Here is a 25,356-nt window from a genome sequence, read left to right as displayed (position 1 = left end):
ATTTAGGGTCTAACAAATATATAATTACAGAATGGCTTTGTCAACCAATTCTTTTACTGCCTTTAAACTAATTCTTTCCTGTTTCATCGAATCCCTGTACCTGATGGTCACTGTTCCGTCTTCTTTCGTCTGGTGATCTATAGTTACACAAAAAGGCGTGCCAATAGCGTCCTGGCGGCGGTAACGCTTGCCGATAGCGTCTTTTTCCTCGTAAAAACACCTGAAAGCCGTCTTGCATTCATTCATCAGTTCCCGTGCGATCTCGGGAAGGCCATCTTTTTTTACCAATGGTAAAATCGCAAGCTTTACCGGTGCAATCCGTGGTGGAAATTTCAGAATTACCCGGCTGTCAGGTTTTCCTTCCGTGCTTAGGTCCTCTTCTTCAAAGGCCTGGCTCAGCACCATCATAACGGTACGGTCAAGGCCGATAGAAGTTTCGATCACGTATGGAATATAATTCCCGTATGGTTTGCCGCTCTCATCAAGGTCATTATCGAAGTACTGCATTTTCTTCTTGCTGTACTCCTGGTGGTTCCGCAGGTCGAAGTCGGTACGGGAATGGATTCCTTCGACTTCCTTGAATCCGATCGGGAAGTCATATTCAATATCGCAGGCAGCATCCGCATAATGCGCGAGCTTCACGTGGTCGTGAAACCGGTATCTTTCTGCCGGGATGCCCAGGCTGAGGTGCCACTTCATGCGCTCTGCCTTCCAGTATTCGTACCATTCTTTCTGGGTGCCAGGCCTGATGAAGAACTGCATTTCCATCTGCTCAAATTCCCGCATCCGGAAAATGAACTGCCGGGCTACGATCTCGTTGCGGAATGCTTTACCAACCTGTGCGATACCGAATGGAATACGCAACCTGCCGGTTTTCTGAACATTCAGGAAATTGACGAAGATGCCCTGGGCGGTCTCAGGACGGAGGTAAATTTCACTTGCCTCTTCGCTCACACTTCCCAGTTGGGTGGAAAACATGAGGTTGAACTGGCGCACATCCGTCCAGTTGGACGTTCCGCTGACAGTACATTTAATTTTTGAATCTTCGATAAGCTGCTTCAGGCCGCCGAAATCTTCTTTAGCAAGAAGCTGATCCATTTTTGCGAGCAACTTATCCCCTTCTTCTTTCGGCAGGGTTTCTACATGCGCTTCGATAAGGTGATCTACCCTGTACCTTTTCTGGCTGTCTTTGTTGTCGATCATCGGGTCGCTGAAGTTGTCAACGTGCCCGCTGGCTTTCCAGGTGGTAGGATGCATAAAGATGGCTGCATCGATACCTACGATATTCTCATGCATCTGGGTCATTGATTTCCACCAATAGTCCCTGATGTTCTTTTTAAGCTCTGAACCGTTCTGACCATAGTCATAAACAGCACTAAGGCCGTCATAGATCTCACTCGACTGGAAAATGAATCCATATTCCTTACAATGCGAAATGATCGCCTGAAATTTATTTGAATCGGTAGCCATAAGTGGGCAAAGATAATAGAAAGTAAAAAGTTAAACCAACTTCTCATTGTCCCGATGGCGGTCGGAATCCCTGAGATTTTTCTTTTCGAAATTCTTTTTAAGGGCTGCCGAAAGGTCAACTCCGGTCTGGTTGGCCAGGCAAATGAGTACCCAGAGCACATCAGCCATTTCGTCGTCAAGGTCTTTCCCCTTATCTGACGACTTCCACGACTGTTCCCCATATTGACGAACCATGATCCGGGAAAGTTCACCAACTTCTTCCATTAATACGCCGAGGTTAGTGAGTTCATTGAAATAACGCACACCGACAGTCCGGATCCAGGTATCGACCTGTTGCTGCGCTTCCCTGATGGTGATGTCTTCCATTGCAAAACGGGTTTATTCTTTATTCTTTGAATCAATGCAGATCGTGACTGGGCCGTCGTTAACCAGCTCCACTTTCATATCGGCACCAAATATACCGGTACCAACAGGTTTACCGAGGTCAACCTCCACCTGCCGGACGAAATTCTCGTATAACGGGATTGCAGTATCCGGTTTCGATGCACGGATATAAGAAGGGCGGTTGCCTTTTTTAGTGCTCGCATGCAATGTGAACTGGCTGATCACCAGGATCCCTCCATCCACTTCCTTTACCGACCTGTTCATCACGCCCTGGTCATCATTAAAAACCCGCAGCTGCACCAGTTTGCTGCTTATCCAGTTTATGTCTTCCTGCGCATCGGTGTCTTCGAACCCGGCCAATACCAGTAATCCCTCCCCGATTGAATCTTTTACCTTTCCGTCAATTGTAACCGAAGCCCTGCTTACCCGCTGTATGACCACTCTCATAATTTGTGTAACTTTCTGGTGTGAATACCGAAAATAGATATTCTCTGCTTATCCTGTGCCTTACCTTGATGGTGATTGGCACTTCGTGCCAGAAAGAACTCAGCAGTGATTCGGCAGCAACTGCATATATCAGCATCCGCTTTCATCCTAAAATCAATGGTACGCCGTTCCGGTTGAACGAAACATATACCAATTCCTTTGGTGAAAGCTATTCGGCTACGATATTCAAATTCTATTTCGGGCAGATCGCGCTTTCCGGAAACCCACAACATTCGCAGGCTGTAAACGGTGATCCATATTACCTGGTCGACCTTGCCGACCCGTCAAGCCTGGAAATCAATACAACCATAAAGCCAGGCACGTATAACGCCATTTCGGTGTTGCTTGGGGTTGACAGCGCAAGGAACGTGAGCGGTGTCCAATCCGGGGCACTTGACCCCGCGAAGGGAATGTTCTGGACCTGGAATACCGGTTATATCTATACGAAACTTGAAGGTACTTCGCCTTCAAGCACTCAGGTGAACGGCAAGTTCGAATATCATATCGGTGGATTCCGGTGGCCTTACAGCGCCATCAGGAATTTTACCGTTACACTTACGGACACGGACACCTGGCAACTGCAGGAAGGCAAAACGCTGGAATTGGATATATCTGTTGATATGGATGCCTTCTTTAACTACAGCTACCCGGTACGGATAAGCGAAGAACCGGTTTGCATGACTCCCGGTGAGTTGGCCTACCAGATCTCCGGGAATTTTGCCGGGGCTTTCCAACTAACCCAATTCGATATTAACTGATGCGCAGCCGGATCCTGATAATATGGTGTATGCTGGTAGCGATAGCTTCGCTTTGGGGGTCGGGCTGCAACAAGAGCGACGACAGCCCCCAGCGGGCAACACCGTTGGATTTTCCAAAGCCTGCGGGATGGCCTGACACCAGGTACGATTTTGCTTCCAATCCACTCACCAAAGAAGGTTTTGAGCTGGGTCGGAAGCTGTTTTTTGACGGTCGGCTGTCGAAGGATGGCAATTTTCCCTGCGCAAGCTGTCACCAGCCCTTCGCTGCATTCGCCACTTTTGAGCACGATTTCAGTCACGGTTTCAATAACCAGTTCACTACCAGGAATGCACCGGCGTTGTTCAACCTGGCCTGGCATACTGAAATGCACCACGACGGCGGGATAGCAAACCTGGACCTGCAGCCACTGGCTCCATTAACTGCCCCAAATGAAATGGCCGAAACGATCCCATCAGTACTCGAGAAGTTAAATGCCGACCCCCAATATCAAAAAGACTTTGCCCGTGCGTTCGGCAGCCCGGAAATTTCGACCTCCACGCTTACAAAGGCCCTTTCGCAATTCATGCTGATGCTGGTATCCGCCGACTCAAAATACGACCGGGTGAAAAATGGTAGTGACCTTTTCAATGTAAATGAAGAAGCGGGCTATGCCATTTTCCAGCAAAAGTGCAGCAGCTGTCATACCGAGCCGCTGTTCACCAACCTGGCTTATGAAAAGAACGGGTTGCCTGTTAATCCCGATCTCAATGACCTCGGCAGGATGCGCATCACCGGTAGCAGCCAGGATTCACTTCGTTTTAAAGTGCCCAGCCTCAGGAATGTTCTAAAGACATTTCCCTATATGCATGATGGACGGTTCTGGAACCTGTCCGATGTATACACTCACTATAATGGCAACGGAATCTCACTCTCGCCAGTGGAGAGAAGCTTTCTTACCGAATTCCTGCGAACCCTTACAGATTCCACCTTCCTGTCGGACCAGAAGTTCTCAGGAGGTGAATAAGGGTGTAAGAGTGGACTTATGATTTCCGGCGCGACTTCGCTGCTTCGAGGGCTACGCGTTGCTTTTCCAATTCGGCAGCCTGCTGTTGGAGCGATGTACTGTTCAACATTATCTTTTCTTCAAGCTGGAGTTTTTTGCGTGACAGGTCAGTGCTGTCACTTAACAGATCAGAATATTTCTTTTCGAGTTTCCGGATATTATCTTCCTGCGCCATTATTTCAAGCTTCAGGTTAAAATCTTCCAGGTAAGGGGTGAAATCGTTCAGGAACTCCTTGCCGTCACCAACTCCATGGCGATCACCGGCAGAACGCGCAGAAACCATTTCATTCGGCTTTGCAAGAACGATATATACAACAGACGCATCTTTTTGCTTTCTGCTCTTGCGTTCTGTCTTTATGTACACATCAAAAATATTTTTTCCCGAACCGACAGGAACAGAACGGAACAACTGGTAATCTTTCGCTTTATTGGCTTTGAATCCTCTTTCTGCAAGTTTTTCGGCCAGGGCCGTTTCCACTGTTTCCGGCGGATAAGGAAATTCAATTACGGCAGCCGCAACATTTTTACCCTGGATTTCGGCCACTCCCTCAATAGCTTTTGGCTGTGCCAGTGAGGCCAGGGAGAAGAACATTGTCACCACGGTCACATATAAGGGTTTTATCATAAGGGGTTATTTAAAGGTGAAAGTTACAAAATCAAAGGGCGCAGTTGAAATCCGACTAAATTTGCCCAAATTCATTCATTCCTTTTGAGCGAAATAAAGAAACTGGCAGGACAAACGATCTGGTATGGCGTACCCACCATTGTCAGCAGGTTTTTGGGCTACCTGATGAATATGGCCCTCCCCTTCCTTTTTGCACAACCCGCAAAAACGGCGGATATCACCCAGGTATATGCGATAATTCCCTTCCTTAATGTATTATTCACATATGGACTGGAAACTGCTTACTTCCGGTTTTCCCAGGAAAAAGAACGCCAGCATTTATATAATACACTTTCGGTTTCCCTTTTTGTCAGCAGCATTCTTTTTACGGTCATTTTATATATTTCCCGGTTTTACATCGCCGAAGCATTCAACCTTACCGCACACCCTGAATACCTTAGCTGGATGTGCGGCATCATCTTTTTCGATGCGCTGGCTACACTGGCTTTTGCCCGGCTACGGCAGGAAAACAGACCCCGGCGCTATGCTTTTGTCCGCGTCGCAGGTATAGTAGTGAACCTCACCATAGTCTTTTTCTTTCTTGGCTTTTTACCTGGCTATACATCAAGACACCCTGAGGGCTTCCTGGCAATGATCCAGCGACTCGATATCGGTATAGGTTATTACCTGATCGGCAACCTGCTGGGCAGTATTGCGACTTTCCTGTTACTGATTCCGGAATGGAAGGAAGTGAAGCTCGAGTTTGATTCCGTTCTTTGGAAGGAAATCATGCACTATAGTTACCCGCTGATAATTGTCGGACTTGGGGGAATGGTGAACGAAATGCTCAGCAGACTGGTATACCAGCACCTGGTAGATCTACCCGCGGAGCAGGCCAAGCACGAGTTGGGAATTTTCGCCAATGTATACAGGTTGTCGGTACTCATCACCATAATGATACAGGCTTTCCGTATGGCGGCGGAACCCTTCTTTTTCAACCAGTCAAAGAACGAAGGTGCCCAGAAGAGTTATGCCCGGGTCATGAAATTCTTTGTAATTGCCTGCTGTTTTATGTTCCTGCTGATAGGATTGTATCTCGATGTCCTGAAATGGATCATCACCCTTAAGTCTGAAGCGTGGGGAGAAGGCATGTATATTGTTCCGATCCTGGCGATGGGAAATATTTTCCTGGGCATTTATTATAACCTGAGCATCTGGTTCAAGCTGACAGGCAAAAACCTGTCGGGGGCTTATATTACACTGGCCGGTGCCGTGATCACCATCATACTGAATGTGTTGCTGATTCCCCGACTGCATTACCTGGGGGCGGCCCTCGCAACCTTCTCCTGTTATCTTTTCATGATGGTTATCAGTTATATCCTGGGTCAGCGGTATTACCCTGTTCCTTATGCGAAGAAGAAACTGCTTTCCTACCTCGTGCTGGTGAGCGTGATCGTATTACTCCACCGACTGTTGCTGTATTTCTACAGTCCGCTTTGGTTCAGCATTGCAACAGGCACAATAATGCTTTTGGCTTTCGGGGCTTTTGTTGCAAAGGTGGAAAAAAGAGAGTGGACGAATTTGCGACGGGTCGGTAAGTCAATAAGTCAATGAGTGACAAATGACCTATGATTCGGGTAAGAGCCGAATATGGCAAACGGGTAATATGGAGTTGATTGTTTCAGGAAGCTGCAACGTATTCACTGAGCTTGTAAAAAGGGATTAAATTTCTTCTCATAACCGATTGTAGTGGATTCGCCATGGCCGGGGTACACTTTTACATCGTCGGGAAGCACGAAAAGCTGGGTGCGGATGCTGTTGAGCAGCTGCTGGTGATTTCCGCCTGGAAGGTCTGTCCGGCCTATGCTGCGGCGGAATAAGACATCGCCGCCTATCAGGAAATGTTGTGATTCACTGTAGAAACAGATGTGGCCGGGAGAATGGCCGGGAGCTTCAATTATGGAAAGTTCGTCGTTGCCAATCCTGATCTTTTCCTTTGGATCAAGAAAATGAAGAGGACCGTTGTAATTGCTGAAGGGCAGGTTCCATCGTTTACCCGCTTCAGGTGCATAATCCAGAACCTGTTTTTCGGCGGCATGAATATATAATTCGAGATCCCAGGTCTCATGCACAAACCTGTTGCCAAACACATGATCCAGGTGGCAGTGCGTGTTAAGCAACAGCCGGGGATGAAGCCGATGTTGTTTGATGTATTCTTTCAATACCTGCTCCTCACGCTGGTCATAACAGCCCGGATCAATTATGATGCACTCACTTTGTTCGTTATACAAAACATAAGTGTTTTCCATAATGGGACTAAATTCAAATTGGCGGACTGTTAACATAGCTCTATTATTTAAGAGGGATTTCACAGATAACCCTGAAAAACATAATTTTAGACTACAATCATTGGGTATGCAATTTCCGAAGAATCATTCGTTTTTGAGTGTTTGTTATACGATTGCTGTGATTTTCATCCTTTCCCTGTTGAACGCATTAAATCCCGTAAATGCCCAGGTCAATACAGTGGAATTTGGAAAGAACAGGGTACAGTATAAAAAATTCAAGTGGCAATATTACCAGACCGACAACTTCAACACCTATTACAGCCAGAAGGGCGAAAAGATAGCCCAGACCGTGGCAATGATCGCGGAAAAGGAGCTACCGGAACTTGAAACCTTTATGGAGTACGGCCTCCAGAGAAGGGCTAACCTGGTTGTTTACAACAGCTTCAACGACCTTCAGCAAACGAATATCGGGCTAACTACCGATTGGCAGACCAACGGTGGCAATACGAAACTCGTTAACAACAAAGTAGTCATTTATTACAACAGTGACCATGAAAACCTGCGCAGGCAGGTCAGGCAGGGTATTGCAAAAATTTTGCTTGACAATATTCTTTTTGGTGATGACCTGGGCGAATTTGCTGCAAACCAGGCATTATTAGACTTACCGAAATGGTTAACCGACGGATTTGTTGCCTATGCTGCGGAAAACTGGAGCACCGAACTGGACGACCGGTTGAAATCCGCTTTATTATCCGGCAGGTATCGGAATTTCTACCAGTTTGCGCACGACCAGCCGCTTCTCGCCGGTCATGCTTTCTGGAATTACATTGAAGAGATCTATAAAAAAGAGAACACCAAATATTTCCTTTACCTGGCGAGACTGTACCGTAATCTCAATGGAGCCTCCAACCGCATCTGCAAAAAGAAATTCAAGGATGTGCTGGCTGACTTTATGTTGTATAACGAAGACAAGTATTACAAGGATATCAAGGGACGGCGAAATAATCCGAAAGGCTCCATGCAGGTAGTTGAAGAAGTGAAAAAAAACAGGGACTTCTACAACTTCACCCCTAATCCCGTACCCCGGAGCCAGGCGTATGCAGTCGTTGAATACATTAAAGGCCAGCAGTGTGTTGCCTTCTACGAAGATTACAGCACCAAAAAGATCCTGCTGCGCAATGGTGTCCGTAACCTTGAAGCCAGGCAGGACCCGCATTACCCGCTGCTTGCGTGGAATGAAAAGGGCAACAAGCTACTCGTGGTCTACAATACGGAAGGCAAGATCCGGATGTTCACCTATGATATTTTTTCACGGCTCAAAAGGGATAAACTGGTGCTCGACCAGTTTGAACAGATCCAGGACGTTAAGTACATGCTCGATGACAATACTCTGTTGATGAGCGCTGTGCGGAACGGTCAGTCCGACATCTATACTTTCAAGATCGACAGGGAAAGGATAGAGCAGATCACAAATGACAAATATGACGACCTCGACCCCACGTTTGTAGCTTTCCCGAATAAATCGGGAATCCTTTATGCGTCAAACAGGCCGTCTGCCACCGCACCAACTGGCGACACCATTGTTCCTTCAAACAGTCGTTACAATATTTTCCTGGTAGACAATTTCAATAAGAGTGAATTCAAACAGATCTCACAGCTGACAAAGCTGAAATATGGAAACGCACGCTTTCCGACACAGTATAATACATCACACTTCACTTTCGTCGGTGATGAAAACGGGATACATAACCGCTTTGCAGGCTTCTTCACTACTGAAAGGGCAGGTGTTGACACGATTGTTGTTGTCGGTGATGATATCCTGAGAAATCCAGGTCGCCGTGATATCGACTCCCTCCTGCGCTTCTATGATAAAGCAGAACCTGATACCACTTTCTCCATGTCAATTACCAGTGATTCTGCTTATGTGTTTCCATTGACCAACTACCAGAGTGGACTTGTAGAAACAAAATCAGCTGGTGAAAAAGATGTGGTTAGTGAAGTTCGCCGTGAGGGTGACCTGAAATTCCTTTATAAACTGAAGGTGGACGAAAACGCACTGAAAAGAAGGAATGTGAATCCCAGGCCAACCGATTACCGCAGGCGCAGCATTGATAAAATGCGGGTTGCCAGTGGTGAAGCGCTCAAGTTCCAGGTGCCTGACAGTACTACCGATTCAGCCCGCAATGCCGTGAGTGAATTTGAATCTGAATTCGGGCGCGACAAGGCTGATTCAGCGATCCAGCAGATGATCACCAGGGGCCAGCAGGAAGAAAGCCAGCCTTCAGTGTTGAAAAGGGCCGGACGATTTGATTACCGGTTGAAGTTTTCAGTGGACCAGGTAACAGGGTCACTGTTCAATAATGATGTGTTGATAACCAGGTATGAGCCATTTACGGGCGCACTACCGGTAACGAACAGTTCAAACAACGGCTTTAACGGTATGTTCAAAGTGACGGTGTATGACCTGATGGAAGACCTTCGATTCACCGGGATGGTCCGTGCACCATTGATCAATACTGCAGGCCAGGGAATTCCTGTTGTGGTAGGTGATCCCAATATCTTCGTACCAGGATCACAGTCACTGTTCAACAGTGGTTCCGAATACCTTGCAAGAGTAGATTACCTGAAGCACCGGTTTGACTATTCATTGTTGTACTACAGGCGAACAGATGTGGGTAGTACTGTATTCCAGCAAAGTTTCCTTGTTCCTGCTAAGTTGTATACCAACCTCTTCCAGGGTGGTGTAAAGTATCCTTTCGATAAGCTAAGGAGCATCAGGGCGAACGTTGGTGTGCGGATGGACAAGATCGTTACAAAGGCATATGCAGGTCCGCCAAGCACGATCGCCGAGCCCGATAAGAAAAAAACATTTGGCCTTCTGCGCCTGGAATATATTTACGACAACTCCGTTGAAAAGGCAACCAATATCTGGAATGGTCTTCGTTACAAAGTGTATGTTGACTACAATACGCAATTGAGCAAGGTGGTTTATGCAGAAGGCAAGACCAGTTTCAATTTTGGATTTGATGCGCGTTATTATTACCCGATCATTGGCAACTTCATCTGGGCCGGGCGTGCAGCAGGAGACGCTTCATGGGGCGACCAGAAGATCCTGTATTATCTCGGCGGACAGGACGGATGGCTATTCCCCAAAGCAAATACAGAAGTTCAACCGCAGGATCCTACCTATGCATTCCAGGCACTGGCCCTGAACCTGCGCGGACACAACCAGAACATTACGAATGGCAACAATAACCTTGTTATAAACAGTGAGTTCAGGTTCCCGGTATTTACGACATTGTTGAAGAGACCTATCAATAATGCATTTGTAAGGAACTTCCAGCTGACCCAGTTCGTTGACCTTGGTACTGCATGGAACGGCAATTACAACGGGATTGCCCGGCCTTCAAAAGTGTACCAGGAAGGAAATATACTTGTACGCATCAAAGCGGGTGGAGTTGGTCCATTTGTCGGCGGTTACGGTTTCGGTGCAAGGAGTACGTTACTGGGTTACTTCATGAGACTTGATACCGGTTGGGAAATGTCCGGGTTCTTCAAAGGAAGACCTATTTGGCATTTTGCACTTGGTGTTGATTTCTGATCCATCATACTGAATAAAAAAAACTGCACATCGGTCGATGTGCAGTTTTTTTTTATTCAGTACAGCAATAATTATCCTATTGAGCGGATCATTTTTTCAAGTGCGTCCAGGTGCACTTTGAATGCTTTCTCCCCCGCTTTTGTCACGGAGTAAGTGGTGTTTGTTTTCCTGCCGATAAATCCTTTCTGAACCTTTATGTATCCGCTTTCCTCCAATGTTTTAACGTGCGTCGCAAGGTTGCCGTCGGTAACATCGATAAGTTCTTTAAGTTCATTGAAGTTCACTGATTCATTCACCATAAGTGCGCTCATTATCCCCAGCCGGATACGGCTGTCGAATATCTTGTTTAAATGCTCTATCGGGTTCTTCATCATTTTCAGTTACCTGTTCGTTCATATTTCCACCACATGGCAATGCCGTATACGATATGCAGCAATCCAAAGCCAATAGCCCAAAGGGATAATCCCAACTCCGGCAACCACAGGCTTATCAAGCCCGTTGCCAGTTCCGCATAACCCAGGTACCTCACTTCCCCGATGGTGTACCGGCTGCCATTGATCAATGCCAGTCCATAAAAGATCAATGATACTGAAATAATTATATCGTATTGTTCCAGGCTTACCAGTCGCAATATTACGAGCCCACCAGCTAACATGGGGAACAAGGTATTCCACAGCAGCCTGCGTGCTGCCGGTCCCCACAGAACACCGCCGTCACGGCGACTGCGCAAAAAGGTGAAAAAAAATGCCGTGGCAAACGCCGCCGCAAAAACCAGCGAGGCGATTACCAGCAGATCAGTTTTCAGGCAATCAATACATTGGGATGAAGCGCTGTTTGCCTGTGCATGAAAGGCGTTGATCCGTTGCCAGGCGAACCAGGTTCCTGCAAGCCCGCAAATGCCCGCCGATATGCCGCTCCAGCCACTGAGACTGATAAAACGACTGCTTTTTTCCATCATGTTGCGGATGTCCTGCAGTGTATTCAGTCCGGAAATATTCGTTGACATAAAAGTACTTTGGTCTTCAAAGTAAGCACTTTGCATCCGGATCTCAAAATTCTTCCCGCTTTTACACAACTGTTAAATGTTAAACTGCGTTAATGACTTGTAGTATTTTTGTCTCCTTATGGAATTGAGACCCAATAGCATACGTGCCGTCGGGGTGCTGACTTTTCTTCTTGGAACCTTATTCGCCGAGGCACAGAGCAGGACCATCCGTGGATACGTTAAAGATAAGCTGAGTGATGAACGCATTCCTTTTGCATCAATGAAGTTTACCCGGTCCCACCAGGGCAGGCTTACAGATTCTGCAGGTGCTTTTTCCTTTCATTTCGATACATGGCCAAATGACACCCTGGAAATCACTTATGTGGGTTACCAGGATGTCCGGATCCCGATCAACCCCGAAGTGGCTGCAAGGTTCAGCAATGACAATGGCGCGTCCTTCGAACTGGTAGTAGCGATGGAGCGGGGCAAGGTAACGAGCGAAGTGGTGGTGAAAAAAAAGATCGACCGAGGCTACCTGATGTGGAAGCGGATCGTAAAGAGAAAGCCTTTAAATGACCGTTACAGGTACACCAGCTTCTCCTATGAACTGTATAACAAACTGGAGCTTGATCTCAACCGCATCAAAAAAGAAAAGCTAAAGGAGTTTGGTCCGCTTAAACCGTTCGGATTTATTTTCGACAATATAGATACTACGGAAGGCCAACCCTTTCTGCCAGTGTACCTGACAGAAACAATTTCAGACTATTACTACCAGAAATCGCCCTGGAAGACCCGGGAGATCATTAAGGCGGTTAAAACGATCGGCATCAACAATGAGAGCATAAGCAAGCTTCTTGGCGGAACCGAGCAGAATGTGAATGTGTACAACAATTTCATCCCGGTATTCGACAAGCAGTTTATCAGTCCCATCAGCGATAACGGCGACGCATATTACAGTTATAAAGTACTGGATACACAGTATGTTGCCGGGCGGCGGCTGATCCATATGCTTTTCACTCCGAAGAGAAAAGGCGAAAATACCTTCAACGGGGACTGCTGGGTGCATGATACCACCTGGGCGATCCAAAAAATGACGCTCCATCTCAGCAAGGAAGCAAACATCAACTTCGTTGACAAGTTAAGCCTGATCCAGGAATACAGAATGATCAATGACAGCACCTGGTTCCTGGGTAAGGATAAGTTCGTTGTGGATATCGCTCCACTCGGCAAAAGTGGTTTTGGTGCCATCGGGCGTAAGACAACAACCTATCGGGATGTGATTGTGAATGAGCAGTACATCAGAGACAGTATCTCTAAGAACAAGGTGCAGTCTGAGATCCTTTTTGCACCGGGTGCCATGCAAAAAGCCGACACGTTCTGGTCGGATTCACGACATGAAGAGCTCAGCAAAAATGAGCAGGGCATTTACGCCATGATAGATACGCTCCGGAAAATGCCTCTCTTTAAGAGATATGTAAATACCATCAACTTCCTGGCCACAGGATACAAGAATGTGGGCAATTTTGAAATCGGCCCATGGTATAACTGGTTCACCGGAAACCAATGGGAAGGTTTCAGGATGCGTTTTGATCTCGGCACCAACCCGAAATTCCACAAGGATCTTTACCTGCATGGTTACCTTGCGTATGGTTTTGGCGATAAGGCATTTAAAGGAAAGCTGGAGGCAAAATATATCCTGACGCGATCACCAAGGTCACATATCCATGCGAGTTTCACGAAAGATCTTGACAACGGGCAGGTGTATTATGATGAGATCAGTACAGACAACATCTTTGCCCTGGCGATCCGTAAGCAGGGAGTCCCTATTAAATTCATGCAGATCCAGGAAGCCAAAGTGGAATATTTCAAGGAATGGAGTCCCGGCATCTCTGCGACTTTCATGGCCATAAACAAGAAATTTGACCCGCTGATGAACCTGCCGCCAAAGGAACTATTTGAAACGAATGGCGGAAAGGGAGAAGCGCTGAATAACTTCGAAGCCGGAATCCGGCTGCGGTTCGGTTACAATGAAAGATTCCTGGAAAGTAATTTCAACAGGTTCAGCCTGGGAAGCCCGTATCCTATTGTTGAATTCCTGTACGCCAGGGGAATTCCCGGGGTGTTTAACAGCAATTATAAATATGACAAGTTCTACCTCAGCGTATCTGATTACATGAAGATCGCACCGTTTGGCAGTCTCTACTATAATGTATTCGGTGGAAAGGTTTCAGGCACATTGCCATACATGATGCTTAACGTAATACCCGGCAACGAAATTTATTACTATAACAAGTATGCATTCAACCTGATGCAGCGCTGGGAGTATATCGGTGACCAATATGCGGGATTCAATATCGAACACAACATCGGCAATGGCCTGTTTCGTTATATCCCCATAACAAGAAAGCTGAAGTTCCGCCAGTTCTGGAGTGCCAAGGCTATTACAACTGATATAAGCCAGGCCAACTATAACCTGAATTTCCTGACACCAGAAAACAATTTCAAGAACCTTGGCGGAAAGATGTATATGGAATTGGGCACTGGCGTGGATAATATCTTCAAGGTGTTCCGGCTCGATTTCGTGTGGCGCGTACTACCTCAGCCACTGCCACCTGAAAAGGTTGCAAGGTTTGGTGTCTTTGGCAGCTTCAGGTTAGCTTTCTAGAACTGCGATAATTTAATAAGCGAATAGCTTAATAGGTCAATAAGTGAACGAAAAAGAATCACTTATTGACCTATTGACTTATTGACCTGAATGTAATTCGCATGACGAACGGATATCTTGTGGTTTTTGCTTATCTTAAAATGCAAAACCCAGCCTGCATGCCGGAAAAATTTATCCTCGCGCTTGACCAGGGAACTACAAGCTCAAGAGCCATTCTGTTTGACAAAAACGGGCACATAATCCAGGTTGCACAGAAAGAGTTCACACAGCTTTATCCACATCCTGCCTGGGTCGAGCATGATGCAGAAGAGATCTGGGCTTCACAATTTTCTGTGCTTGCAGAAGTGATCGCAAAGGCGGGAATCACCACCAGTGAAGTAGCTGCAATTGGAATTACGAACCAGCGCGAAACTACGGTTGTATGGGATCGTTCCACCTCCAGGCCTGTCTATAATGCAATTGTGTGGCAGGATCGCAGGACTGCAGACTACTGTGACCAGTTAAAAAATGAAGGGCTCACTCCAATGCTCCAGGAAAAAACCGGCCTGGTGCCTGATGCTTATTTTTCAGCAACCAAATTGAAGTGGATACTTGATCATGTGCCGGGGGCGAGAGAACGGGCTGTAAAGGGTGAACTGGCATTCGGAACCATCGACTGCTGGCTGTCGTGGAAACTTACTAACGGGAAGGTACATGTGACAGATGTATCCAACGCATCCCGCACCATGCTGATGAATATCCAGACATGCGAGTGGGACACGGATCTCCTGAAACTTTTTGATATTCCGGCATCATTACTACCCGAGATTATTCCCAGCAGCAGGATCTACTCCGTTACCGAAGCGATAGTAAAAAATGTAAACATTCCATTAGCCGGAATTGCCGGGGATCAGCAGGCTGCATTATTCGGCCAACAATGTACACAGCCGGGAATGGTTAAAAACACTTATGGAACAGGTTGTTTCCTTTTGATGCATACGGGAGAACAGATCGTGAGGTCGGCCAACAACCTGTTGACTACAGTCGCCTGGAAAATCAATAACCGCGTTGAGTATGCTGTCGAAGGAAGCATCTTTATCGGCGGAGCGATCGTGCAATGGCTTCGCGACGGGCTGTACATGATCAGGGCTTCTGCCGATATTGAAACGCTTGCAACCGGCGTCAGCGATACGAACGGAGTTTATATAGTTCCGGCATTTGCGGGCCTGGGGGCACCACACTGGAACCAACAGGCGAGAGGTACGATTTTCGGTCTCACCCGGGGAACATCTAAAGCTCATATCGCAAGGGCGGGACTTGAAAGTATTGCTTTCCAGGTTCGGGATGTATTGAAAGCAATGGAGTCAGATGCAGGTATGCCTATAAAGGAGATCCGTGTAGATGGCGGTGCAACGATCAATAACCTGCTGATGCAATTTCAATGTAATGTGCTGCAGGTACCGGTTGTACGACCACAGGTTTACGAAACAACGGCACTTGGAGCAGCATATCTGGCAGGACTGGGAGTCGGGTATTGGGAAAGCATTGCGGATATACAGCAGCAATGGAAGGCTGACAAATATTTCTACCCGGACAAGACCATGGAGGAAATGGAACCCCTGATACGGGGCTGGAACCGGGCGATCAAAGCCAGCATAGCCTGGGCTGACGAAACATGACCCTATGAAACGTTCAGAAATGCTAAGCAGGATGAACTCCAGGTCGCACTGGGACCTGTGCATAATCGGTGGAGGGGCTACCGGCCTGGGCATCGCCATTGATGCATCGTCACGTGGATACAGTACAATCCTGGTAGAGCAACACGATTTTGCAAAAGGAACATCATCACGTTCAACCAAACTCGTGCATGGAGGCGTAAGATACCTGCAGCAAGGAAATGTAAAACTTGTGATGGAAGCGCTGAAGGAAAGAGGTTTGCTGCGACAGAATGCACCACACCTTGTAAAGAACCAGTCGTTCCTGCTACCGAATTATAAATGGTGGGAAGGTCCATTTTACGGACTCGGACTCAAAATATATGATTGGATGGCGGGCAACCTGGGGCTGGGGCCTTCGGTAATTCTTTCGCGTGAAGAAGCATTGCAGCATGCACCTACCCTTGACCCGGAAGGCTTGCGCGGTGGCGTGTTATTTCATGATGGTCAATTTGATGATGCGAGGCTGGCCATCAATATGGCGCAGACTGCGGCCGGACAGGAAGCTGTTGTGCTTAATTACATGAAGGCAGAAAAGCTGCTGAAAACAAATGGAAAGATATCGGGTGTGCTTGCCCGTGACCAGCTGAATAACGACTCTCACGAAATACTTGCAGGCACAGTAATCAGCGCCACAGGTATCTTCACTGATGTGCTCCGGCAGGAAGATGACCCATCGCGTTCGCCGGTGCTGACCATGAGCCAGGGAACACACCTGGTTGTAGACAAATCCTTCCTTCCCGGTGATACGGCAATCCTTATTCCGGAAACTTCCGATGGCCGGGTGTTGTTTGCCGTGCCCTGGCACCAGCAACTTATCATCGGAACAACCGACATCCCGGTCAGCGAACCTGTCGCCGAACCAATTCCGAAAGAAGAGGAAATTGACTTCATATTGCACCAGATAGGTAAATACCTTGCCGGTGACCCCAAACGTGAAGATATCCGGTCGGTGTTTTCAGGGCTTCGCCCGCTTGTGAAAGGCTCGGCTGCAAGTACTGCCGCATTATCGCGGGATCATTTTATCGAAACGAGTGAGAGCGGACTGATCAGCATAACCGGTGGCAAATGGACAACTTACCGGAAAATGGCTGAAGATGTGTTGCGGGTTGCCATTCAACAGAACAGGCTGCCCGATATACCATGCGTAACACAGGATCTGAGTATACATGGCGCACAGGTTGTGAATGGGTATCATGATGCGGCTTACTATTATGGAAGTGACCTGGCTTTTATCCGGGAAATTGAACATCATGAACCCGCGATGGCTGAAAAGATCCATCCTTCCCTCCCCTATTCCAAAGCCAGCATTATATGGGCGGCACGTGAAGAAATGTGCATGACCGTTGAAGATGCTTTATCGCGAAGGACAAGGGCATTATTGCTTAATGCAAAAGCTGCAATTGAATCATCAACGGTGGTTGCAACATTGCTCGCCAAGGAATATGGTCATGGAGATGAATGGATAGAAGAGCAGGTATCCGCTTTCAGGTCGGTTGCTCTTCACTATCTACCCGAAATACAAACTAAAACCCACTGATGCATCCCTACCTGGCTGAAGTATTAGGAACACGCTGTTGCATTCAACATGGTAAGCTAGTCGTTTCAAACATTTCCCATTGCATGCAGGAGTACTTCACAGGTCCGTTTAATTTCTTTTTTAGAGATCGTCAGTGGTGGTGCAATGCGCAGGCAATTTGCAGCAAACAGGAACCAGTCTGTAAGAACACCATTCTCAATGCAGCGGTCAATTATCCTTTTACAGGTCTCTGCAGTATCAAACTCCACAGCAATCAATAAACCGCGTGACCTTACCACCCGGATAGCAGGGTGCTGAAGCAACTGGCGGAAAAGAACTTCTTTTGCGGCCACCTTTTCGATCAGGTCTTCCTTCAGCAATACTTTCATCGCAGCCATACCTGCTGCACAACAGACAGGATGACCACCAAAGGTTGTGATATGTCCAAGTACCGGCTTGTCAGTTAGTGCATCCATCAGCTTCTTGTCTGTAATAAAAGCTCCCAGTGGCATTCCGCCACCCAGCGCTTTACCAAGGAGAATTATATCCGGCACAATTCCAAATGCCTCGAATCCCCAAAGGTGACCGGTGCGTCCGAACCCAGTCTGAATTTCATCCATGATCAGCAAGGTGCCAACTTCAGAACATCGTTTGCGCAATGCCGATAGCCACTCCTTCGAAGGTGCAAATATTCCCCGTTCCGCCTGCACAGTTTCCAGGATCACACATGCCACATTATGGTCGATACTGTCGATCATGGAAAAGTCATTATACTGCATATGCAATATGCCTGGCAGTAAGGGACGAAAAGCATTTCTCCAGTATTCGTCCCCTATTATACTCAGGGCACCCTGCGTTGAACCATGGTACGACTGGTTGAAAGCGATAATCGTTGTGCGCCCTGTAACACGTTTGGCAAGCTTCATGGCACCTTCCACTGCTTCCGCGCCTGAATTGGTGAAGTACACACAATTCAATGAATCAGGGAGGTGATCTGTAAGCAGCTTTGCATATTGTACCTGCGGCGTTTCGATGAATTCCCCATATACGAGAAGATGGAGGTATTGGGAAGTCTGCTGGCGGATTGCTTTGACAACCCTTGGATGGCAATGACCGACATTGCAAACACTGATGCCCGCGATCAGGTCTATATATTCCCTGCCGGATTTATCTGTGAGCGTAACACCGCTCGCCTTAACTATTTCCAGTGCAAGTGGTGCAGGTGAAGTTTGTGCGACGTGCTGCAGAAAGATCTGCCGTTGATTCATAATCAGCTTTATTGCACAAAGATGCTGATATTTGTATCAAACCTCAGACATATTATGCCGCTTATAATGCATGTAGACGGAGTGTATCCACAGTTTGGTGTGAATTGCTACATCGCACCAAATGCCACGATCGTCGGAGATGTTGTAATGGGAGACGACTGCAGTGTATGGTTCAGCGCAGTTGTAAGGGGAGACGTGAACAGCATCAGGATGGGAGACAGAGTAAATATCCAGGACGGCGTTGTAGTACATGCAACATACCAGCAAACCAAAGTTATACTGGGAAACAACGTTTCTGTAGGACATAACGCCATCATCCACGGGTGCATCATTCATGATAATGTTTTAGTGGGAATGGGAGCAATCATTATGGATAATGCGGTTGTTCACAGCAATACCATCATAGCTGCGGGAGCAGTTGTACTGGAAGGCACGGTATGCGAACCAAACAGTATTTATGCTGGGGTGCCGGCCAAAAAGATAAAAGACATCAGTGGAAGCCAGATCAGTGGTGAAATTGACCGGATTGCGCACAATTACATGCGCTATGCGGACTGGTTCCGGGAACAAAAGGGAGAAGAAACGCGGGAACAAAACGGGTAACTGGCATACTATTTTCATGACTTATTCGTTTCTAAATAAAAGTGATATGAAATTCACCCGGTCAGGAGCCTTGTTATTAACCTTCGCATTTGCCTGCGTATTGATCTCATGCAATGCGTCGCGTAAATCCGGTTGTCCCAGCAATGGGAAAAATGTGGGTGCGGAAAGGCTGCTCAACGGCGAAAAAGTGCCGAAAGCGAAGAAGTTTAAGGCTTAGTGCCTTTTTGATCCGTTACCTAAATCCTACACATATGTGCCCCGTACTCCACACCCATGATGGTTTCACTGAAGCCGTAATTGATGAAGATGGCGGACTTAAACGATTTTATGAAGTAGCTAACCTGCTTGCCGAAGGACTTAAAGTAAGGTTCAGTAACAAGGTTGACGATTTCGATTCCCTGATCTGGGATTTTAACTACCGTGGAAATCCGCTCAGCCTGCATTATAACATCTATACCGGGATCTGCCTTTATCCGCAAAAGGTAAGCAAAGCCCTGGCTAATCACAACAAGGCTGTATCTGATGTGGCGCAGTTCCTGGAATCAAGACTGTTGATCAATACTGCTAAAAAGTTCATCAGCTGACCTGTCCTTCAGTAATCTTTTTCATCTATTGAGTCCAGTATGGTGCAATAGCTGACATAGCGGTCTATGTCAATTGTATCGTTACTGACAGCTGCTTTAACAGCACACCCCGGTTCATTCATATGAAGGCAGTTGTTGAACTGGCAATCGTTAAGCACTTTCCGCATTTCCGGAAAATAGTGTGACAATTCCTGCCTGGTAATGCCTACCAGGCCCAGTTCCCTTATACCCGGCGTATCAATAATACGTCCTCCGTCCGGAAGGTCAAACATTTCTGCAAATGTGGTCGTGTGCATTCCTTTACCACTCCATTCACTCACCTCCTGTGTGCGTAAAGCCATTTCCGGGAAAACAGCATTGATGAATGTGGACTTACCCACACCCGAATGACCACTGATCAATGTTGTTTTGTTCTGCAGAATGTCTCTTACAGCTTCAATGCCTTTATGTTCTTTCACACTGATCAGTTCCACGCGGTAGCCTATATCTGAATATACCGATTCAAGATGCGCATATTTGTCTGTTTCCTTCTTCCTGTAAAGATCAGCTTTATTAAAAACAAGAATTGCAGGTATATGATAAGCTTCAGCTGTTACAAGAAACCTGTCGATAAATCCCTGTGATGTACGCGGTTCCTTCAGAGTTGCAAACAACAGTGCCTGGTCAAGGTTAGCGGCAATGATATGGTGCTGAACTTTACGGTGTGGAGATGTGCGCGTGATATAATTTTCCCTGTCGTAGATAGATGTGATGATCACACTGTCTTCCTTTTCATTCTCCATTTCCGCATCCACCCAATCGCCGACAGCAAGCGGGTTAGTCGACGTAATGTCGCCGATCTTGAACACTCCCTTGATCCGTCCGTTGAATTGCTTTCCGGTCTCGTCTTTCAGGATATACCAGCTGCCGGTGGACTTATACACTCTTGCTTTGATCATGGGAATTTTTTTAAGACCGTAAAGCGCAGGACCCATTCGAGCATGAGAAAAAATAGCGCTGCTATAACAAGCGGAAGGAATCGTTCGGTATATCTGCGGATGGCAGTGACTTCAATCGTGGATTTCTCAAGCTTGTCAATTTCCGCATATACCTGTTCGAGACCTTCATTATCCTGCGCACGGAAATATTTTCCACCGGTTTCATTCGCGATCTGGGTGAGCAGCTTTTCATCGATGTTCACTTTTTCCCTTTGCATTACAATAGAGCCGTCAGAAGCCTGTACAGGTATTGGCGCATACCCTTCTGTACCCACTCCTATTGTATATACTTTAATGCCGATTTTTTTGGCAATCTCTTTTGCAGTAACAGGAGGAATCTGGCCACCATTGTTCTCTCCATCGGTCAGCAGAATAACGACCTTGCTTTTGGCCTTGCTGACACGAAGGCGGTCGGCACTCGTTGCAAGCCCTGACCCTATCGCAGTACCATCTTCAAGCAATCCGCTCTGGATACCGTAGAGCTGGGTCTTAATGACAGATTTATCGGTAGTCAATGGACATAAGGTGAAGCTTTCGCCTGAGAAGATTACGACTCCTATCCTGTCTGTTTTGCGTGTATCAACGAAACGTGCAGCTACTTCCTTTGCCGCTTCAAGCCTGTTCGGGGTAAAGTCCTGCGCAAGCATACTTCCGCTGACATCAATGCAAATGATGATATCCACCCCTTCCCCGCTAACCTGTTCTTCATCAAATCTTGTTTGAGGACGCGCCAGAGCCATAATAACGCAGGCAAGCGTAAGCAACCTTAACACGAAAGGAAAGTGTGCGAGCCTGGTTTTCCATCCCCTGTTATTCGTCGAAATGGATTGTGTCGTGGAAACCAGCAGAGTACCCGCCAGGGAGCTGTGCTTTTTCCAATACCACCAGCCAAGCAGTGGAATGATCACAAGCAGCGACATGACCCAGGGCCATGCAAAATCCACACTTTCAAAATACCGGGTGATCAATTGGTTTGTTTTTGATGAATTTGCTCATTGATTCCTTCAATTGCATGCTGAACTGAATTCAACACTTCTTCATTTTCACCGGATGACGGCTGATATTTTGCAAATTTAACTGCATCTACCAATCTGAGTGACTGCGCGAGACGGATTGCCTGTTCTTTATTGATATATCGTTTTATCCTGACCACAAGCTGATCATTTGTACTGTCCGGTTCCAACACCAGTTTTTCTTCACGGAAATAATCGCGAAGAATGTCATTCAATTCGATATACAGATTTTTTACGTGCCCGTTGCTCTGCATCAGTCTTGGTTTAAGCGCAGACAATAAAGACAATGCCTTCTCGTAGGCTGTCATTACAGGACCTGTCGGAATTTTGGCCTCAACTTTTTCTTTCTTTTTCCTGGTAAGCAGGTAGATCAGCCCAGCTATTGCGAGCAATGTCACAATCGCAATTATATAATTAACCTTGTTGGTTTCAGCAGCCGGCACTTCGATAATATCCCGGATATCATGATAAGGCTTGTTGGGATCGGCGTTGCTGTATTCAACACTTACTGGTATGGAATCTGTAAGGTAACTGCTGTTCTTCACCTGGAGGGAAAGCCTGGGAATGGTCCAGCTGCCCGAATCAAATGAGGTGATAGTTACCAGTTGTTTATACAGTTTTCCCTGTACCGCATCAAGGGTATCAACAGAACCTTTTGCCAGCCATTCAAAATGATCGATGGAATCCAGGCGGAACCAGGTGTATGATTCTCCTTCCGGAAGTTCAGCTTCAAGCTGGAGAACGATTGGTTCGCCGATAAGGATACGGTCCCGGTTAACGGAAGCTTTCACCCGCACCTGCTGCGCATATAACATGGTGCATGACAGGGTGAATATGATAGTCACAATTGTTTCTTTCCTGCTGAATCGCATATTCCGATCTAGGTTCTTCCGATAAAAAATTTCTGTAACACTTTAACGTAGTCTTCTTTTGTGGAGATGTGCAGCAAGTCGCACCCTGCACGGGTGAATACCTGCTTACACCATTCCGAGTGCCGGAAAAAAGCGTCCTGGTGTGCTTTCCTTACCAGGTAGTCAGAGGTATCGATCCTGGCTACCTGTCCGCTTTCAGCGTCTTCTATTTCAAGGACACCGGCATCGGGAAGTTGCATATCCATCGGGTCATATACTTTAATACCAATCACATCGTGTTTCTTACCGGCGACCCTTAATGCATCCGCAAAACCCGGATCAAGAAAATCGCTGAGGACAAACACAATACATTTCTGCCTGGTCGTATTGTTGAGATAACGCAGTGCCCGAGAGATATCAGTACCTTTCTTTTTTCCTTCGCGGGTAAGCAATTCCCGAACTATATACAGACCATGGTCCCTTCCCTTTTTTGGCGGGATGTATTTTTCGATGTCTTCACTGAACAGGACGCTGCCCACTTTGTCATTGTTACTGATTGCCGAGAATCCCAGCACGGCACCTATCTCGGTAACCATATCCTTTTTCCTGGCGAGCACTGTTCCAAACAACGAGCTGGCACTGATGTCAGCAAGAAGCATCATTGTAAGTTCCCTTTCTTCTTCAAACAGCTTGCTGAAAGGATGATTGAAACGGGCGGATACATTCCAGTCTATAAACCTGATGTCATCACCTGCGGTATATTCCCGCACTTCCTTGAATGACATGCCACGGCCTTTGAACGCACTGTGATACTCACCTGTAAACAGGTGACGTGTCAGGCGCTTGCTCTTGATCTCAAGTTCCTTTACCTTTTTTAGTATCTGTGAAGTGGTTAACAAAGTGAATATGTGAATTTGTCAATGAGTGAATGAGAACTCTCTCAAGGCACCTGTATTGTTTTGAGAATATCTTCGACAACCTGCTCAACGTTCACGTTTTCCGCTTCTGCTTCATAAGTAAGACCAAGGCGGTGCCGCAAGACATCTTTCGCGATCGCTTTCACATCGTCCGGAATAACGAAGGCACGCTTCGACAGGTATGCGTAGGCTTTGGAAGCCAGTGCCAGGTTAATGCTGGCACGTGGTGACCCGCCATAGGAAATCAGTGGCTTTAGTTTACTCAGGCCATATTGTTCCGGTTGTCTTGTAGCGAAAACAATATCAAGGATATACTGCTCTATTTTTTCATCCATATAAACCTTTCGCGCCAGGTCTTTCGCTTCGATCATTTCACGCATCCCGACAACCTGCTGGATCTTCGGCGTCTTGAATCCCTGGACATTCTGCCTGATGATCAGTTGTTCTTCCTGCTTTGACGGATAACCCACAATAACCTTCATTATGAAACGGTCTACCTGCGCTTCGGGAAGCGGATAGGTACCTTCCTGTTCGAGAGGGTTCTGGGTCGCAAGTACGAGGAATGGTTCTTCCAATGGATAAGTGTTATCACCTATCGTCACCTGCCTTTCCTGCATGGCTTCAAGCAGGGCACTTTGCACCTTGGCCGGGGCCCGGTTGATCTCATCCGCGAGGATGAAATTGGCAAAAATGGGTCCCTTCCGCACCACGAATTCATTTTTCTGCTGGTGGTAGATCATGGTTCCTATAACGTCTGCAGGGAGCAGGTCCGGTGTAAACTGGATCCTGCTGAAACGCGCATCTATGGCCTGTGCCAGGGATTTTATGGTGAGTGTTTTTGCGAGTCCGGGCACACCTTCAAGCAATACATGCCCATTACTCAGTAAGCCGATAAGCAAGCGGTCAAGCATATGGTGCTGGCCAACGATTACCCTTCCCACTTCATCACGCAGGCGATCTATGAATTCGCCCTGATATTGTATCTTTTCATTCAGCTGACGGATATCCTCCGAAGTAGGTAACATAGTGTAACTTTAATAATGTAAAATACGAACTCTATGCTTGCAATTCCTCTGCCAATGTATTCAAAATCATTTCGGGGACTAATATTTTTTTGCCGGCACAATAAAATACCCTTTTTCCTGTTATTAAAGGCAAAATCCACCCTTATGATCAAAAGCATGCGGAGTCCCTTGCTTTTTTTAGGTTGCTTGTTTTCTCTGGCCATGCTCTCTTGCGGGAAGGATAACGACGAACCCTCTTCCAAATCAAAAACTGAATTACTTACCGCACAGGTATGGAAAATCTCAACTGTGGGACTGGATATCGACAAGAACGGGACAGTAGACTTTCCTTATCCCCTGGAAGATTGTGATAAGGACGATAAGTTCACTTTCAAAACCGGTGGCACCGGTATAGCTGACCAGGGCACTTTAAAGTGTGATCCTGCCGATCCTCAAACCACCGACTTTACCTGGGCTTTCAAATCGAATGAAACTATATTGAATGTGTCCATTCCCAATTCACTGTTAACAGGGGATATGACGATCAAAACCCTCGACGCCAGTACGCTTGAAACGTATATTGATGTCGTTGATCCGGACACACAGGCGAATGTTCGCCTCCATATCAAACTGATTCATTGA

Annotated in this window: 24 protein-coding genes; 11 read left to right on the top strand and 13 right to left on the bottom strand. The window is 46.8% G+C overall.

What is annotated here, in order from left to right:
• Nucleotides 1–24 precede the first annotated feature (24 nt).
• From OI18_RS03045 to dtd, 3 genes are read right to left on the bottom strand one after another with little or no spacing between them, the layout of a single operon-like run.
• Complete coding sequence (locus OI18_RS03045; protein WP_039137010.1) at nucleotides 25–1,470, bottom strand: glycine--tRNA ligase; 1,446 nt, start codon at nucleotides 1,468–1,470, stop codon at nucleotides 25–27.
• 30 nt (nucleotides 1,471–1,500) lie between these two features.
• On the bottom strand, nucleotides 1,501–1,836 hold the full coding sequence (locus OI18_RS03040; RefSeq protein ID WP_240312709.1) for a nucleotide pyrophosphohydrolase: 336 nt from the start codon (nucleotides 1,834–1,836) through the stop codon (nucleotides 1,501–1,503).
• Between the two features lie 12 nt (nucleotides 1,837–1,848).
• Nucleotides 1,849–2,301 (bottom strand): D-aminoacyl-tRNA deacylase, encoded by a 453-nt coding sequence (gene dtd / locus OI18_RS03035; protein WP_039137008.1) that lies wholly within the window; start codon nucleotides 2,299–2,301, stop codon nucleotides 1,849–1,851.
• 20 nt (nucleotides 2,302–2,321) lie between these two features.
• On the opposite strand from dtd, the gene OI18_RS03030 reads away from it, so the two are divergent.
• Together OI18_RS03030 and OI18_RS03025 are read left to right on the top strand one after the other, a co-directional pair.
• Nucleotides 2,322–3,098, top strand: coding sequence for an MbnP family protein (locus OI18_RS03030; RefSeq protein WP_039137006.1), 777 nt, complete (start codon nucleotides 2,322–2,324; stop codon nucleotides 3,096–3,098).
• A gap of 29 nt (nucleotides 3,099–3,127) precedes the next feature.
• Nucleotides 3,128–4,102, top strand: a complete 975-nt coding sequence (locus OI18_RS03025; protein ID WP_240312708.1) for a cytochrome-c peroxidase — start codon at nucleotides 3,128–3,130, stop codon at nucleotides 4,100–4,102.
• A gap of 16 nt (nucleotides 4,103–4,118) precedes the next feature.
• On the opposite strand, the gene OI18_RS03020 is transcribed toward OI18_RS03025, so the two are convergent.
• Complete coding sequence (locus OI18_RS03020) at nucleotides 4,119–4,766, bottom strand: hypothetical protein (RefSeq protein ID WP_039137002.1); 648 nt, start codon at nucleotides 4,764–4,766, stop codon at nucleotides 4,119–4,121.
• A gap of 84 nt (nucleotides 4,767–4,850) precedes the next feature.
• On the opposite strand from OI18_RS03020, the gene OI18_RS03015 reads away from it, so the two are divergent.
• Nucleotides 4,851–6,359, top strand: a complete 1,509-nt coding sequence (locus tag OI18_RS03015; protein WP_039137000.1) for a lipopolysaccharide biosynthesis protein — start codon at nucleotides 4,851–4,853, stop codon at nucleotides 6,357–6,359.
• Nucleotides 6,360–6,445: 86 nt separating this feature from the next.
• Here the strand turns inward: OI18_RS03015 and OI18_RS03010 are convergent, their stop codons facing one another.
• Nucleotides 6,446–7,090 (bottom strand): MBL fold metallo-hydrolase, encoded by a 645-nt coding sequence (locus tag OI18_RS03010; RefSeq protein ID WP_039136998.1) that lies wholly within the window; start codon nucleotides 7,088–7,090, stop codon nucleotides 6,446–6,448.
• Nucleotides 7,091–7,160: 70 nt separating this feature from the next.
• Between OI18_RS03010 and OI18_RS03005 the strand changes: the two genes are divergently transcribed.
• Nucleotides 7,161–10,634 (top strand): TolB-like translocation protein, encoded by a 3,474-nt coding sequence (locus tag OI18_RS03005; RefSeq protein ID WP_240312707.1) that lies wholly within the window; start codon nucleotides 7,161–7,163, stop codon nucleotides 10,632–10,634.
• A 71-nt stretch (nucleotides 10,635–10,705) separates the two neighbouring features.
• Here the strand turns inward: OI18_RS03005 and OI18_RS03000 are convergent, their stop codons facing one another.
• Both OI18_RS03000 and OI18_RS02995 read right to left on the bottom strand, forming a co-directional pair.
• A complete protein-coding gene (locus OI18_RS03000; protein WP_039137129.1) occupies nucleotides 10,706–11,005 on the bottom strand; it encodes a winged helix-turn-helix domain-containing protein in 300 nt (99 codons plus the stop codon).
• Nucleotides 11,006–11,010: 5 nt separating this feature from the next.
• Entirely contained in the window at nucleotides 11,011–11,640 is a 630-nt protein-coding gene (locus tag OI18_RS02995; protein WP_039137127.1) for a hypothetical protein, read from the bottom strand.
• A 118-nt stretch (nucleotides 11,641–11,758) separates the two neighbouring features.
• Between OI18_RS02995 and OI18_RS02990 the strand changes: the two genes are divergently transcribed.
• From OI18_RS02990 to OI18_RS02980, 3 genes are all read left to right on the top strand, one after another.
• The gene (locus tag OI18_RS02990) at nucleotides 11,759–14,284 is read left to right on the top strand and encodes a DUF5686 family protein (RefSeq protein ID WP_039136996.1); all 2,526 of its coding nucleotides are present in this window, start codon (nucleotides 11,759–11,761) and stop codon (nucleotides 14,282–14,284) included.
• Between the two features lie 158 nt (nucleotides 14,285–14,442).
• The gene (gene glpK, locus OI18_RS02985) at nucleotides 14,443–15,942 is read left to right on the top strand and encodes a glycerol kinase GlpK (RefSeq protein ID WP_039137125.1); all 1,500 of its coding nucleotides are present in this window, start codon (nucleotides 14,443–14,445) and stop codon (nucleotides 15,940–15,942) included.
• 4 nt (nucleotides 15,943–15,946) lie between these two features.
• Nucleotides 15,947–17,518 carry a glycerol-3-phosphate dehydrogenase/oxidase gene (locus OI18_RS02980; RefSeq protein WP_039136994.1) on the top strand — a complete coding sequence of 524 codons (1,572 nt, stop codon included), beginning with the start codon at nucleotides 15,947–15,949 and terminating at the stop codon, nucleotides 17,516–17,518.
• 65 nt (nucleotides 17,519–17,583) lie between these two features.
• On the opposite strand, the gene OI18_RS02975 is transcribed toward OI18_RS02980, so the two are convergent.
• Nucleotides 17,584–18,765, bottom strand: coding sequence for an aspartate aminotransferase family protein (locus OI18_RS02975; protein WP_039136993.1), 1,182 nt, complete (start codon nucleotides 18,763–18,765; stop codon nucleotides 17,584–17,586).
• Between the two features lie 54 nt (nucleotides 18,766–18,819).
• Between OI18_RS02975 and OI18_RS02970 the strand changes: the two genes are divergently transcribed.
• Genes OI18_RS02970 through OI18_RS02965 form a run of 3 tightly spaced genes read left to right on the top strand, consistent with a single transcriptional unit; the run spans nucleotide 18,820 to nucleotide 19,952 of the window.
• On the top strand, nucleotides 18,820–19,368 hold the full coding sequence (locus OI18_RS02970) for a gamma carbonic anhydrase family protein (protein ID WP_039137123.1): 549 nt from the start codon (nucleotides 18,820–18,822) through the stop codon (nucleotides 19,366–19,368).
• A gap of 46 nt (nucleotides 19,369–19,414) precedes the next feature.
• Entirely contained in the window at nucleotides 19,415–19,585 is a 171-nt protein-coding gene (locus OI18_RS24620; RefSeq protein WP_160290184.1) for a hypothetical protein, read from the top strand.
• 34 nt (nucleotides 19,586–19,619) lie between these two features.
• Complete coding sequence (locus tag OI18_RS02965; RefSeq protein WP_039136991.1) at nucleotides 19,620–19,952, top strand: DUF3630 family protein; 333 nt, start codon at nucleotides 19,620–19,622, stop codon at nucleotides 19,950–19,952.
• A gap of 8 nt (nucleotides 19,953–19,960) precedes the next feature.
• On the opposite strand, the gene rsgA is transcribed toward OI18_RS02965, so the two are convergent.
• From rsgA to OI18_RS02940, 5 genes are read right to left on the bottom strand one after another with little or no spacing between them, the layout of a single operon-like run.
• Nucleotides 19,961–20,890: a ribosome small subunit-dependent GTPase A gene (rsgA, locus tag OI18_RS02960; RefSeq protein ID WP_240312706.1), complete on the bottom strand. Its 930-nt coding sequence runs from the start codon at nucleotides 20,888–20,890 to the stop codon at nucleotides 19,961–19,963.
• Nucleotides 20,887–21,897: a vWA domain-containing protein gene (locus OI18_RS02955; RefSeq protein ID WP_039136988.1), complete on the bottom strand. Its 1,011-nt coding sequence runs from the start codon at nucleotides 21,895–21,897 to the stop codon at nucleotides 20,887–20,889. The genes rsgA and OI18_RS02955 overlap by 4 nt, the downstream gene beginning before the upstream one ends.
• Nucleotides 21,894–22,814, bottom strand: a complete 921-nt coding sequence (locus OI18_RS02950; RefSeq protein ID WP_039136986.1) for a hypothetical protein — start codon at nucleotides 22,812–22,814, stop codon at nucleotides 21,894–21,896. Before OI18_RS02950 ends, OI18_RS02955 begins: the two co-directional genes overlap by 4 nt.
• 8 nt (nucleotides 22,815–22,822) lie before the next feature.
• Nucleotides 22,823–23,692 carry a DUF58 domain-containing protein gene (locus OI18_RS02945; protein WP_039136985.1) on the bottom strand — a complete coding sequence of 290 codons (870 nt, stop codon included), beginning with the start codon at nucleotides 23,690–23,692 and terminating at the stop codon, nucleotides 22,823–22,825.
• Between the two features lie 41 nt (nucleotides 23,693–23,733).
• Entirely contained in the window at nucleotides 23,734–24,735 is a 1,002-nt protein-coding gene (locus OI18_RS02940; protein ID WP_039136983.1) for an AAA family ATPase, read from the bottom strand.
• A 144-nt stretch (nucleotides 24,736–24,879) separates the two neighbouring features.
• Between OI18_RS02940 and OI18_RS02935 the strand changes: the two genes are divergently transcribed.
• Nucleotides 24,880–25,356, top strand: a complete 477-nt coding sequence (locus tag OI18_RS02935) for a lipocalin family protein (RefSeq protein ID WP_152616708.1) — start codon at nucleotides 24,880–24,882, stop codon at nucleotides 25,354–25,356.

It is taken from the genome of Flavihumibacter solisilvae (assembly GCF_000814475.1).
Taxonomy (GTDB): Bacteria; Bacteroidota; Bacteroidia; order Chitinophagales; family Chitinophagaceae; genus Flavihumibacter; species Flavihumibacter solisilvae.
This window is presented reverse-complemented; position numbering and strand designations above follow the sequence as displayed.